Below are 11,742 nucleotides of genomic sequence, written 5' to 3'. Positions count from 1 at the left end.
AGAACATTATGGCCAATGAAGGTTATCTGGGCAAGCACAGCATCGGCGGCGAACGGGCCGCCACCAGCGATCATCAAGTCGTTCTCCATTACCTGCCGCTTTCGGAAGCCGCCCGCGCAAAGGCCATTCCTGTGGGCACCGTTTTGAAGCGTGTAGGGGGCGAAGACGGCGCGGCAGTCTGGGAGCCGCTGCTTTCCAGCGATGAGGCGACTGTCATGCCCGCCGCCGTGGTGGACAGCCCCTGCGATCCCACAGGCGAGTCCGCCGAAACCTCGGCGCTCTGCGTGGTGCATGGCGGGGTGAAGGCGCGGCTTTTGAAGACCGGAGACGACAAGCCCCTGTCGGACATCCAGGCGGCGCTGCTCATGGAGCGCGGCATTTTCGCGGTGTAACAGAAACAATTCCAAGGAGTCGAATCATCATGCTTGCTACGCTTCGCAATCTCTTTGCGCCGCAGGCGGTGGCGCAGTCCCTCAAAACGCTGCCGCCCATCGAATCCACCATCATGGACAGCTATTTCAAAAGCCGGCCCGCGCATCCGCTGCCCATGATCGGCATTACCGATCTCAAGGCCGTGGTGCAGACGGTGCCGGTCGTGCGCCGCGAGGGCGCGCCCATCCCGCTGCTGGAAGAGGAAGTGGAAACCCAGTATTTCGCGCCCATGCCCATCAAGGTGCAGGTGCCGGTTTCGGCTGCCGAATTGAATGACCTGCGCGTCCTCATGGGCAACCAGGCGTCCCTGGAAGCCTGGCGCACCCGCAAGGTGGAGCAGATCCGCCAGACCGCCCACAACACCACGGAGGGGATGTGCGCCGGCGTTCTGACCACCGGCAGACTGTCCTGGCCCGTGCGGCTCCAGGGCGGGCGTTCCGCCGACTACGGCCTGGATTATGGCGCTCCGCTCGTTCACGACCTGAGCACAAAGCTGACCGGCGCGTCCAAACTGTCCGCCGTCTACCGTCTGCTGCGGGACATGCAGCAGAAAATCCGCATGGCCGGCCTAGGCGGCAAGGTGGAGTTCCTCTGCGGCGAGGACGTGGCTGCCGTCTTTCTGGACATGGCGGAAAACTACCGTTCCACAGCGCAAGACGCGCCCATCGGCATCAAGCTGGGCAATGGCGAGGCGCGGATCGGCTCCTACGTCATCCGCTTCATGGACGAAACCTACCCCGCGCCCCTTTCCGGCGAGTGGGTTCCCAAGCTGGACGCCAAAACGCTGATGGCCATTGCCGTGGATGTGCCCGGCACCATCTGGTACTGCGCCATTGATTCCATTTCGGCCAACAATGCCGCTGTTCCCATGCACATCGTGCCCGTAAAGCGCGAGGACGATTCCGGCATCACGCTGATCGGCCAGACCAAGCCCATGCCGGCGCGGCCCTCCCGCAGCGTCTGCAAATGTGTTGCGGTCGCGTGATCCCGGCGCGTCGCGGCGTCAGGCGGCATTTCGCGCTGCGGTCATGTACCAGAAGAGTACACTCCCTTGCGCTCAATGTGCCTTCCTTGCGCCGCATCCGGGCTTACGCGACCGAGCAGGCGCAACATCGCCGCTGTGGCGCAAAAAAACAGCCCGGATGGACAAACATACCTGAAAGCGTTTTAGACTAGTCTAAAACTGGTCTAAAACGCGCACAAAGGCCATACCATGAAACTGTGCCAGGCATCCCATATCACCGACCTTCTCCTGCCCAAATATGTGCAGGCGTGCGAGAAGCTGAATCCCGGCCTCGTGGAGCGGGTTATTGAGGAAGTTTCCGGGGAGGTCGGCGACGCGCTTTCCTACAGATATCCGCAGCCCTGGCCGTATGTGCCGGAGCTGGTGCGGTATATCGCGGCGGCCATTGGAGCCTATCGGGTGATCGGGGCTATCACCTCCCTGATGAAGACCGAGGCCACGAGCGAGAACGAATGGATACCCATCCAGAAGCAATGGAAATACGCCACCGAACTTCTGGAGGACATTGTCCGGGGGCGGCAGAAGCTGCCGCTGGAAGAGACCCATCCGGATCGGGAAGATGCCAGCGTGGCTGTTATCGCCCCTCAAAAACTATTCGACTTGCGGGGTCTGTAAAATGACCGCACGGATGCGGCCAGCCGCGCAGCGGAGCAAGCCGCAACTTGCTTGCGGCGAAGCGAACCTTGAGTGTCGCACAGGACGTGCGACCGAAAGGTATCAGGGGAGGAAACATGGCTAAGGCTGGCGTATCTCTGCGCTGGGGCGGTTTTGACAAGGTTGTCGGCAAGGCGAACGCCAAATGGGGCGACTCAAAAAAGGCGCTCATGGCCAGCGTTGGCGAGGCTCTGGTTTCGAGTACCCTCAAACGCTTTGACGCCGAAGAAAGCCCGGATGGCCAGAAGTGGCAACCATCCAAACGCGCCGCCGCTGAAAGCGGCAAGACGCTGACCGATACTGCCCATCTGCGGAAGTCCATCGACTACGCTGCCACAGGCAGCAAGGTCATGGTGGGCAGCAATGTCGTCTACGCCCGAATTCATCAGATGGGCGGCAAGGCTGGCAAAGGGCACAAGTTGGCCATTCCCGCGCGTCCATACCTCGGCGTTTCCAAAGACGACGCGGAAGAGGTCAAGGCCATTCTTGCCGATTTTCTGGAAGGCACGTTCAAGGCGTGAGTATGCAGGCACTGGTCAAAGAGAGCATAGAAAAAGCGGCCCTGGCCGCCGGTCTGCCGGAAGATCGCGTCATCAATATGGTGGCGAGCGACAACCTCACGCTGGACAGGCCGCGCCTTGAATTGCAGTTCCTGCCGGAAACCTGGCGGCGCACGGGCCGCACCCTGGCTTTTGAAAGAAGCAGGGAGCAGCGCATCCGCAAAAGTGAACTGTATGAGGTGGAGCTTTCTGTGGCGGCCAACATTCTGGCCGACGACGACGCCTGGCTTGCCGATTTCACCTACGCCTTTGTGGCCGCGCTGCCCAATGGCGTCAACGACAAACGCGGCAACTGGGTTCGCATCCGGGCCGAAAAAGCCACCTTCGGCAAAACGCCGGACAACCGCGTGGGCGATGAGGTCATTGAGGTTTTCCACTATATCAATGAGCTTTTTGATTTGACCTTCACCTGGCGCGTCACGGCGGAAGAGGTCGAAGCCCTGATCCCCGCATTCACCATCAACACGTCAATGGAATAGCCCGCATGGACGCGGGCAGCCGCGCAGCGGTATCTGAAAAAGGAGAAATAACATGGCCAAGAAGCCGGAAGAAACTCAAGGCACAACGGACAATCAGGAAAGCCAGGCCCAAACCGGGAGCGGCCTTGATACGGGAGCGAACGCGGCAAAGGCGAATACAACCGCCGCTGCGGCCAATGATAACGCCAAGGCTCCGGAAACCGGCGATGGCGGCGACGGGGGTGCCGCGAGAGGGTCTGAAGAAGCGCCGACCCAACCCGCTCTGGAATCCCTGTCTGTGCTGGCAGACCGCCATCGCGTCACGAGCTGGCAGCAGGCGGCGCTCATGCGCTGCATGGGCTGGGAAAACGGCAAACTGGTCACGGATGACGACTACCGCGCCGCGCTGGTCAGGATCAAAAATCGCCCGATGGGCGGCGGTCGGCTGGCGTAAGGAGGGAATCTATGGGCGATGTTTTTCAGTACCTCATTGACGGTGCCTCCGGCATCGTGACCGGGGGCGTGGACGGCAAAGCTCTGGTGGCGGGCGTCTGCTCCAAGGGGCAGGTCGGCAAGGGCTATCTCATCGGCAAACGGACAGACCTTGAAGCCATGCTCGGCGTTGGCCCTCTGGTCGACCGCGTGCGCGACATGCTGGCAACCGGCGGACAGGAGCCGTTCCTGGTCGCCGTGCCTGTCCAGGGCCAGCCCCGCGGCTACATCTCCTCGCTTTCCCATTCCGGAGGCGGCGCTCCCGCAACATTGTCCGGCTATCCGGCCCGGAACGCGGATGTCAAGGTCAGGGTGGCTACCGCCGGGGCGCTTGCCGCAGCCACCATTGCAATCAGTCTGGACGGCGGCAAAACCTATGGTGAAACCGTGCCTTGCGCCGAACAGAACGTCATCGGCGATACCGGCGTCACCCTGGTTTTTGCGGCTGACGCCGAGCTGGAATCCGGCGCGGTCTATTCCTTTGCCGTGCGCTGCCCCATTGGCCCGGTGTACCGGACGGGCGATGCCGAAAGCCCGCTTGTGGAAGTGCGGGAGGAAAACGGCGGCGCGGTGCTTGCCGGGGCGGAGCTGCTTATCCAGATCGTCAGGGGGGGCGGCCGCAACGAGGGCACCTTCCGGCTTTCCACGGATGGCGGCGACAACTTTGAAAAAGCGCGCACCATTCCCGTTGACGGCACATACCGGCTGCCGGGGCTTGGCGTCATTCTCACTTTTCCTGCGGGAAGCTATGCCGCCGGCACAAGCTACGCCTGCCGTCTGCTGCCGCCCGCGCCGGGCATTGTGGATGTGCTGGACGCCCTGGAAAGCCCCCTGGCCATCCACGATGTGGAATTTGTCTATGTGGTGGGCGAAAGCGACAGCGTGGACTGGCTGGCGGCGCAGGCCAGGGCGGAGGAATTGTGGAATCTGCAGCGCCCCACCTACTTCAAGATGGAAAGCCGCCTGCCGCGCGAGGGCGAGGACATGAGCGACTTCGCGGCCTATCTGCTCTCCGAGCGCCAGGGCATAGCGGCCCGTTTTGTCACCGTCTGCCCCCAGTATGGCGAGCTGGTCGATACGACGGGGCAAGTCAGGCTGCGCAACGCGGCGGGCCTGCAGGCCGGGCGCGTCATGTCCATACCCGTGCAGCGGGCCGCCGGGCGCGTCAAGGACGGCCCCGTGTCCCAGCTTGTTCTGCCGGACGGCTGGGATGCCATCCAGCCGGCGCTGGAAGATTCCGGATTCATCACTGCCCGCAAATATGCCGGCATGGAGGGCACCTATTGGGCCGGCTCGCGCACCCTGGCCGATGAAACCAGCGACTACCGCTGGGAGGAGCCTCTGCGAACGGTTTTCAAGGCGGTGCGCCTTACCCGCGTGGCGGCCCTGAAAAGCCTCAATGACGAGCTTGGCGATCCCCTGCGCGTGAACAACCAGGGCGGTCTGGCCTACCTCAAGGCCAATCTGGAAAACGCCCTGGATGTGATGGTCGGGGCCGGGGAACTGGCAGCCTACAGGATAGACATCCCCGTTGGCCAGGATATCGTCAACAATGGCGTCCAGGTCGACGTGACGCTCATCGGCATTCCCATCATCCGTGAAATCCGCCTCTACAACAAATACGTCTACGCGGGCCGCAGGTTTGATCCGCGCATGACGAATGAGGATCTGTAACATGGCAATCAACGGCAACAAGTATGACTGGGAAAGCATGACCGTCACCGGGCCGCAAGGCGAAATCGCGGCGGTCACGGAGATAAAGTACGAGGATGGGCAGACCATCGAAGGCCGCTACGGACGCGGCTCCGTACCTCTTGGCTATGGCCGTGGCAATTACGAGGCGTCCGGCTCCATGACGCTCGACCGCGATGAATGGGAGAAACTGAAAAAGGAGCTGACGGCTTCCGGCGGCGGCATCTATGACCACGCGCCGTTCACCATCGTGGTGAATTACGGCAATGACGACATGCCAACCGTTACCGACACGCTCAAGAACTGCAAAATTCAGAAGTTCTCCGGCGGCGGCGCAAGCCAGGGCGACACCAATGCCTCGCCCATCACCTGCGAGTTCATCATCCTCTCGCCCATTCTGTGGAACGGCACGCCCGCCAAGCGGGAGCAGAAAAGCCCGTACATGTAGAGGGCTGAACATTCCTTGCACAGAGCGCGCTCTTTACGGGCGCGTTTCTTTTTTTGCGGCTACAAGGGAACAAATCAACCGGCTTTGCCGCAAAAGGAGTTTGTCATGGCCGATGTGAAGCAAAACGAATCCGTTTCCAGCCGCAAATATGTGCCGTTCACCCACAGCTTTGAAGACCCGTGGGCTGGCGAGAGCGCCGACGAGGGCCAGACCGTGAGCCTGACCTTCCGTTTCGCCAAACCCACCAAAATTCAGCTGCAACGCCTGCAGGACAAGGCCGTCAAGAATTCCAGCCAGGCGGCCCGCAACCTTTTGCTGGACATCATCCATGCGGACGACAAGGAGCGTTTCCTGGAAAGTATGGAAGAGTATCCGGGCATTACGGCCAGCTTTGCCTCCGCCATTCTCAAGGGCGTCGGCATTTCGGCTGATCTGGGAAACTAGAGCCGGACGGCTTCGGGCAGGGCGATGCCCTCATCCGCCACTGGCTGCGCTCCGAGCCTGCCGAGACTGTGGAGGAGTGGGAATCCCAGCTTGCCCAGGCCGTCTGGATGGAAAGAAGGTTCTTTGAGGCCATGAGCCGCTGTTTCTGGGGCAAAAAGGAATAATTTAAACAAAATCGCGCCGCGCCAGCAATACTATGGAAGTCTTCAAGATTTTCGCCACCCTCTCCCTGGTGGACATGCTCTCAGGCCCTCTGAGGAAAATCCGGCAGGAAATGCGCGGCGTGGACGAGGCGACAACATCGCTCCACGCCCGCATGGGCCGGCTGGCCCTCGCGATGGGGCCGCTTGCCATTGCCTCCGGGGTCATGCTCGGCGCGTTCGGCAAATGTGTGGCCACCGCCGCCGGTTTTGAAGACCAGATCGCCAAGGTGGGCGCGGTGTCCCGCGCATCCGGCGCGGAGTTGAAAGCCCTTGAAGACAAGGCCAGGGAGCTGGGCGCGACAACCCAGTTTACCGCCGTCCAGGTGGGGCAGGCCGAGCAGTATCTGGCGATGGCCGGTTTCAGTGTGCAGGAAAATCTGGACGCACTCCCCGGCGTCCTCAATCTGGCGGCGGCCACGGCCACGGATTTGGGCCGGGCCGCCGACATTTCCTCCGACATCCTTGGGGCTTTCGGCCTCAAGGCGTCCGAAATGACCCGCGTGGCCGACACGCTTGCGCTGACCTGCGCTCAGGCCAACACCGACATGGAACTGCTGGGCGACACCATGAAGTATGTCGCGCCCATTGCTCGCAAGGCCGGGCTTTCGCTGGAGGAGACGGCGGCAATGGCCGGCCTTTTGGGCGATGTGGGCATCAAGGGATCACAGGCCGGCACAACCATGAAGGCCATGCTGGGCAAACTGGCCGCGCCCAGCAAGGAGGCCGCCACGCTCATGCAGCGCCTTGGCGTCACCACAAAGGACGCGGCGGGCAACTTGCGCAGCCCGATCCAGGTTCTGGGAGAACTGACCGGAAAACTTCAGAAGATGGGTTCCGCCGACCAGATTGAAGCACTGAAAAAAATTGTCGGCGAAGAGGCGATGGCCGGTTTTTCCGAGCTGCTCAACCAGGCCGACGGATCGGGCAAGCTGCTTGAAAAAATCAACAACCTGGTCAATGGGTCCGGCACGGCGGCGGAAATGGCCGCAAAGCAGAACGACACCCTTGCCGGAAGCGTGCGCGGCATGGGCAGCGCCTGGGAATCCCTGCAAATCAGCGTGGGCAAGATATTTCTGCCCATCGTCCGCAAGGTTGTGGACGCCATTACAGGGCTTTTGCGTCTTCTGGACGGCTTTGCCCAAAGCAGGTTCGGCTCCGCCATTCTGAAAATGGCCAGCGCCCTGGCAACCGCCGTTGTGGCCGTCACCGCCTTTGCCGGCGGCATGTGGGCCATTGGCAAGGCCGCTCCACAGGTGGGAAAGTTTTTGCTCACGCTCAAGACTTCTCTGCTTGGCCTTGGCGCTCCCATCTGGGCGCTTATCGCGGCAGCCGGGCTTTTTTACGCGGCCTGGAAAGCGGATTTCGGCGGCATCGCCACTGTTCTGACCCGCTGGTGGAACAACATCAAGCTGGCAGTCAATGGCGTCATCGCCATTTTCAACAACCTCAAGGGCTCCAGTTCAGAAATACGCGGGGAGCTGGCCAGGGACATCAAGGCTGCCGGGCTGGAAGGGCTGGTCACAAGCGTGGCCCGCATCGTTTACCGCGTGAAGGAATACTTCGCCGGGATATGGGACGCCCTGGACTTCGGCCCGGCCCTGCGGATTCTGGAACCGGCCTTCGCGCAACTGGGGGCCGTGCTGGATCATACGGGCAAGTTGCTCTCGCGCCTCTTCGGCTCCCAAAGTCAGGAAGCGGGAAGCGGCGCGCGGCAGTTGGGGGAAGTGGTCGGCGGCGTGCTGACCAAAGCCCTGGAAGTGCTCGCGGGCGCGGCCTCCGTGCTGGTGCAGGGCGTGGACAACCTGATCCGCATCTTTAATTTTCTGCTGGCGATTTTCACCGGGGACGCCCCGGCTGCGGCGGAGGCGTTGCGCTCCGTCTTCGAGGGCGTGGGTGAGCTGTTCGCCCGTGTGGGTGATCTGTTCGGCGTGGGCGACGCCATCCGGGGAGCCTGGGCGGAAGTCATGAACTTTTTGGACGGCATCGACCTGTTCGAGAGCGGGGCCAAGCTGCTGACCACGCTGATCAACGGCATCAAGTCGGCGGCCTCCGGCCTGGTGGATTCGGTCAAGGGCGTTTTCCAGAAGGTGCGCAACCTGCTGCCCTTTTCGGACGCCAGGGAGGGGCCGCTTTCCACCCTCACGCTTTCCGGCACGCGCCTGATGACCACGCTCGGCGAAGGCGTCAATGCCGGATTCCCAAGCCTGATGCAGACCATCTCCGGCAAGTTCCAGACGCTGAAGGACGGCCTTGGCAGCGTGTGGCAGAGCCTCTTTGGCGGAGAGGATGCTCCGGAGTTCAATGCGCCGAAGATGCCAGAACCTCCCGGCATGCCTGGGGATGTCGCGCAAGAGAGGCAGCATGATGCGGCATCGCGGGCCGGGGGGCAGACGCAGCCGTCTTTCACCCTGCACATCGCCAACATCACCTTGCCCAACGTGAAAGACGCCAACGATTTTTATGATCAGCTCAAGTCGGCGGCTATGGAATACGGGGAGAGCATGGCATGAAATTTGGCGCGATCTTTGCGCCCTGCGGCGTCAGGCATCGCTTTTTCTTCGGGTCATGGACAAAAAGAGTCCACTCCCCTCGTAAAAGCTCGCCTTCCTTGCGCGGCATCAAAGTTTGCGCCAAATTGGAGCATTCAATATGAAACTGCTTACCTTTGAAGACGGAATCGTCAGAATCGGCGGCGAGGCGTTGCCGGGCATCCTGGCGGATATCCGCGTCTCCTGCGCTGTTCGCTTTGACGAGCAGTCCGTGGACAAGGCGTCCGGCAAAAAGAAAACGCCGCAGGGCTGGGAAGACAGCGATATTTCCCTTTCCCTCTATCTCACCACGGACGAAAGCGGCACCTGCTACGACAAGCTGGATACGCTGAACGGACTTTTCAAAAAGACGGACGCCAGGGCCAACCCCACCATCTTTACCGTTGCCAGCCGTCATCTTCTGGCGCGGGGCATCCGGCAGGTCGTCTTTTCCAGGCTGGACTCCGCAGAGTCCATGAAAAGCGATGACATCAGGGCCACCCTGTCCTTTGTGGAACACAATCCGCCCATTGTGAAGCAGGAACAGGCCGTGGCCAAACAGCCGACTCCCGGAGAGCTGGCGACGCGGGCCAGGGAGATGGCGACTCAAAAAGGCCGGGAAGCCGCAAAAGCGCCTGAAGAAGTGATAGGAGTGGATCTTGATCGAAGGGCTGAATATCCGCTGCAACGTCGGGCCGCTGGAAATCCTGCGCAGCCCGTTTATTGAGCTGGTGTCGCGCCGCCGCGCCGTGGTCACTCGCGCCCGGATCGTCATTCCCGACCCGGAAGGCGAGGCCCGCGCATCCCTGGCTGTGGGCCAGCCGGTGGCCCTGCGCTTCGGCTATCGCGGCGAGGCCAATTTCTGGCAGGAATGGGAAGGCACGGTGGAGGAGATCGGGCAGCCGGCGGCGGATGCGGAAAACGCCGACGCTATCACCATCCAGGCGATTGGTCTGGAAAAGGCCCTGACCACAACCACGGTCAGGGAATCCTTTTACAGGGAGCCTGCGGCCGCAGTGGCCAGAAGGCTGCTGGCCGCAACCGGCCTGCCCGTGGGCGTGGTGGATGTTCCGGGCGACATTTTGCCCTGGCAGGTTTTTTCCCATGTTTCCGTGGCGCGGGCCATCAAGCAGCTTGCCAACACCCTGACCCGCTCCTTCGGCCATGACATGAGCCGCCATGCCCTGTGGCTGGGCGCAAATGGCCTCACATGGAGCGCCGGGGACGAGCCTGGCGCGGCTTATGCCATCTCCACCTGTGAAAACCTCATCGCCAACACGCCGCCGGAAACCCCGGACGGCATTGGCGTGGCCACCAGCGTTTTGCTCCCCGGCCTCACCCACAGCCGGCTTGTGCATATCACTGACACGCGGCGAGGGCTGGACATCACGGCCCGCGCCCTGGATGTCGTCCATTCTTTGCGCGAGGGCGGCAATTCAACCACCGTTACCTATGGCAAGGATACCGGGTGGGCATGATGGACGAGCGGGAAAGCAAACGTGATTTTATCGACCTTATCCGCAGGATAGTTGAACTGGCCCAGCCGAATTTGCGCTCGTTTTACCGCATGACGCGCAAGGCCAAAATCGTGGGCGTCTACGCCGCTGACGGCCAGTATTTTGCCGATGTGCAACCCCTGCGGAATGATGAGAGCGTGGACGATTCGGAGCCTGTTGTGCCGCGTGTGGCTCTCCCCGTGCTGTGGGGCGGCCCGGATCGGGGCGTGGTCTGCCCGCCGGCAAAGGGCACGCTGTGCGATCTGAGTTTCTATGATGGCGACCCCAACTACCCCTTTATCTCCAATATCCGCTATGGCCTGGGCCAGAACGCGCCGAAAGCCGATTTGAACGAACTGGTCATCCAGCTTGAACCGGGGGTGGAAATTAGGATTGACAAGGAAAAACAGGTGGTGACGCTGACGTCCTCAAACTGGAAAGTCAACGTCGGGGGGAACGCGGAAGTCACGGCTGGCGGGGACGCCACAGTTCAGGCCGGGGGGACGTTGACCCTCAAAGCCCCGGAAATCATCAAGGAAGGCAACGAAACCGCACGCGGAACCGGCGGCGGCCTGGGCACGGTGCATGAGCGGGACCACCGGGAGCATGAAGGGAGTTACAGCTTACGCGGTCCCGCCAACATTACCGGGGCCGTGGTGATAGACGGGCCGCTGACCGTGACCGGCGGCATAAACGGCAAGGTCAATGGCTGTTCGGGGTGCGGCTGATGATGCGAATCAAAAACTTACTGTGGTTCTTCAATCCTTTCGACGGTCGGCAAAGCTCCGGAAAGACCCGCCGCCGTAGACGCCATAACTAGTCGCATTCTATGTGTTTTATTTTCCAGGAGAGCAGTAAGTTCTTCTTTATATTTTTTGCTGATGTTTTTTTCAGATACTCTCTTTATAGATTCAAGAATATCTTTATTCAACCTGAATATATTATCAACGTAGCATGAAAATTTTTCATCGTTCAAATTTTTTTCGGCATAATCATGGGCGAAGTCGTTTCTGATTGTTAAAATATTATTTAATGAATCATAAATTTTTTTTCTCAAAATTCCGACAGAGCGGGCAAGTTTGAGTTTGAAGGAAAAAGAATCTACTCGCTTCAGGTCTATACCGCCGGGGATAATCCTAGCTTCAAGCATGCTTGTCAGGATGTCTTCAATATAGGCAACGCCGATAATGGCAATTTCCCGGTCCGACTTTCCAGAGAGTAAATTAGAACATTCCAGGAAGACTTGACCCGCCCGCTTATCGTCAAAATCATCCATATTTTCCTCGCATATTCCGCGCCCTTTCCGGGCGC

14 protein-coding genes are annotated in these 11,742 nt (G+C 60.7%); 13 read left to right on the top strand and 1 reads right to left on the bottom strand.

The features are described from left to right. Positions 1–8 precede the first annotated feature (8 nt). From G7Y52_RS00605 to G7Y52_RS00545, 13 genes are all read left to right on the top strand, one after another. The gene (locus G7Y52_RS00605) at positions 9–392 is read left to right on the top strand and encodes a hypothetical protein (RefSeq protein ID WP_165064472.1); all 384 of its coding nucleotides are present in this window, start codon (positions 9–11) and stop codon (positions 390–392) included. A 29-nt stretch (positions 393–421) separates the two neighbouring features. Then, positions 422–1,417 carry a major capsid protein gene (locus G7Y52_RS00600; RefSeq protein WP_165064469.1) on the top strand — a complete coding sequence of 332 codons (996 nt, stop codon included), beginning with the start codon at positions 422–424 and terminating at the stop codon, positions 1,415–1,417. Between the two features lie 228 nt (positions 1,418–1,645). After that, complete coding sequence (locus G7Y52_RS00595) at positions 1,646–2,071, top strand: phage protein Gp36 family protein (RefSeq protein WP_165064466.1); 426 nt, start codon at positions 1,646–1,648, stop codon at positions 2,069–2,071. A gap of 116 nt (positions 2,072–2,187) precedes the next feature. After that, a complete protein-coding gene (locus tag G7Y52_RS00590; protein ID WP_165064463.1) occupies positions 2,188–2,631 on the top strand; it encodes a phage virion morphogenesis protein in 444 nt (147 codons plus the stop codon). Between the two features lie 2 nt (positions 2,632–2,633). Further along, positions 2,634–3,149, top strand: a complete 516-nt coding sequence (locus G7Y52_RS00585) for a translation initiation factor 2 (protein WP_165064460.1) — start codon at positions 2,634–2,636, stop codon at positions 3,147–3,149. Between the two features lie 52 nt (positions 3,150–3,201). After that, on the top strand, positions 3,202–3,582 hold the full coding sequence (locus tag G7Y52_RS00580) for a hypothetical protein (protein ID WP_165064177.1): 381 nt from the start codon (positions 3,202–3,204) through the stop codon (positions 3,580–3,582). An 11-nt stretch (positions 3,583–3,593) separates the two neighbouring features. Continuing rightward, positions 3,594–5,294: a DUF2586 domain-containing protein gene (locus G7Y52_RS00575; RefSeq protein WP_165064457.1), complete on the top strand. Its 1,701-nt coding sequence runs from the start codon at positions 3,594–3,596 to the stop codon at positions 5,292–5,294. Between the two features lies 1 nt (position 5,295). Then, positions 5,296–5,760 (top strand): hypothetical protein, encoded by a 465-nt coding sequence (locus tag G7Y52_RS00570; protein ID WP_165064454.1) that lies wholly within the window; start codon positions 5,296–5,298, stop codon positions 5,758–5,760. A 105-nt stretch (positions 5,761–5,865) separates the two neighbouring features. Then, complete coding sequence (locus tag G7Y52_RS00565) at positions 5,866–6,204, top strand: hypothetical protein (protein ID WP_165064451.1); 339 nt, start codon at positions 5,866–5,868, stop codon at positions 6,202–6,204. A 196-nt stretch (positions 6,205–6,400) separates the two neighbouring features. Then, entirely contained in the window at positions 6,401–8,917 is a 2,517-nt protein-coding gene (locus G7Y52_RS00560; RefSeq protein WP_165064448.1) for a phage tail tape measure protein, read from the top strand. Positions 8,918–9,056: 139 nt separating this feature from the next. After that, on the top strand, positions 9,057–9,662 hold the full coding sequence (locus tag G7Y52_RS00555) for a hypothetical protein (RefSeq protein ID WP_241159543.1): 606 nt from the start codon (positions 9,057–9,059) through the stop codon (positions 9,660–9,662). After that, positions 9,595–10,413: a hypothetical protein gene (locus G7Y52_RS00550; RefSeq protein ID WP_206215150.1), complete on the top strand. Its 819-nt coding sequence runs from the start codon at positions 9,595–9,597 to the stop codon at positions 10,411–10,413. The genes G7Y52_RS00555 and G7Y52_RS00550 overlap by 68 nt, the downstream gene beginning before the upstream one ends. Continuing rightward, on the top strand, positions 10,410–11,159 hold the full coding sequence (locus G7Y52_RS00545) for a baseplate assembly protein (protein WP_241159544.1): 750 nt from the start codon (positions 10,410–10,412) through the stop codon (positions 11,157–11,159). Before G7Y52_RS00550 ends, G7Y52_RS00545 begins: the two co-directional genes overlap by 4 nt. Positions 11,160–11,176: 17 nt before the next feature. On the opposite strand, the gene G7Y52_RS00540 is transcribed toward G7Y52_RS00545, so the two are convergent. Continuing rightward, positions 11,177–11,707: a hypothetical protein gene (locus G7Y52_RS00540; protein ID WP_165064445.1), complete on the bottom strand. Its 531-nt coding sequence runs from the start codon at positions 11,705–11,707 to the stop codon at positions 11,177–11,179. Positions 11,708–11,742 lie beyond the last annotated feature (35 nt).

The organism is Desulfovibrio sp. ZJ200, assembly GCF_011039095.1.
In the GTDB taxonomy this organism is placed as follows: Bacteria; Desulfobacterota; Desulfovibrionia; order Desulfovibrionales; family Desulfovibrionaceae; genus Desulfovibrio.
This window is presented reverse-complemented; position numbering and strand designations above follow the sequence as displayed.

What these genes read in the sequence shown, in the direction of transcription:
- G7Y52_RS00605 (WP_165064472.1), top strand. Translation starts at nt 9, where the DNA reads ATGGCCAATGAAGGTTATCTGGGCAAGCACAGCATCGGCGGCGAACGG.
- G7Y52_RS00600 (WP_165064469.1), top strand. Translation starts at nt 422, where the DNA reads ATGCTTGCTACGCTTCGCAATCTCTTTGCGCCGCAGGCGGTGGCGCAG.
- G7Y52_RS00595 (WP_165064466.1), top strand. Translation starts at nt 1,646, where the DNA reads ATGAAACTGTGCCAGGCATCCCATATCACCGACCTTCTCCTGCCCAAA.
- G7Y52_RS00590 (WP_165064463.1), top strand. Translation starts at nt 2,188, where the DNA reads ATGGCTAAGGCTGGCGTATCTCTGCGCTGGGGCGGTTTTGACAAGGTT.
- G7Y52_RS00585 (WP_165064460.1), top strand. Translation starts at nt 2,634, where the DNA reads ATGCAGGCACTGGTCAAAGAGAGCATAGAAAAAGCGGCCCTGGCCGCC.
- G7Y52_RS00580 (WP_165064177.1), top strand. Translation starts at nt 3,202, where the DNA reads ATGGCCAAGAAGCCGGAAGAAACTCAAGGCACAACGGACAATCAGGAA.
- G7Y52_RS00575 (WP_165064457.1), top strand. Translation starts at nt 3,594, where the DNA reads ATGGGCGATGTTTTTCAGTACCTCATTGACGGTGCCTCCGGCATCGTG.
- G7Y52_RS00570 (WP_165064454.1), top strand. Translation starts at nt 5,296, where the DNA reads ATGGCAATCAACGGCAACAAGTATGACTGGGAAAGCATGACCGTCACC.
- G7Y52_RS00565 (WP_165064451.1), top strand. Translation starts at nt 5,866, where the DNA reads ATGGCCGATGTGAAGCAAAACGAATCCGTTTCCAGCCGCAAATATGTG.
- G7Y52_RS00560 (WP_165064448.1), top strand. Translation starts at nt 6,401, where the DNA reads ATGGAAGTCTTCAAGATTTTCGCCACCCTCTCCCTGGTGGACATGCTC.
- G7Y52_RS00555 (WP_241159543.1), top strand. Translation starts at nt 9,057, where the DNA reads ATGAAACTGCTTACCTTTGAAGACGGAATCGTCAGAATCGGCGGCGAG.
- G7Y52_RS00545 (WP_241159544.1), top strand. Translation starts at nt 10,410, where the DNA reads ATGATGGACGAGCGGGAAAGCAAACGTGATTTTATCGACCTTATCCGC.
- G7Y52_RS00540 (WP_165064445.1), bottom strand. Translation starts at nt 11,707, where the DNA reads ATGGATGATTTTGACGATAAGCGGGCGGGTCAAGTCTTCCTGGAATGT.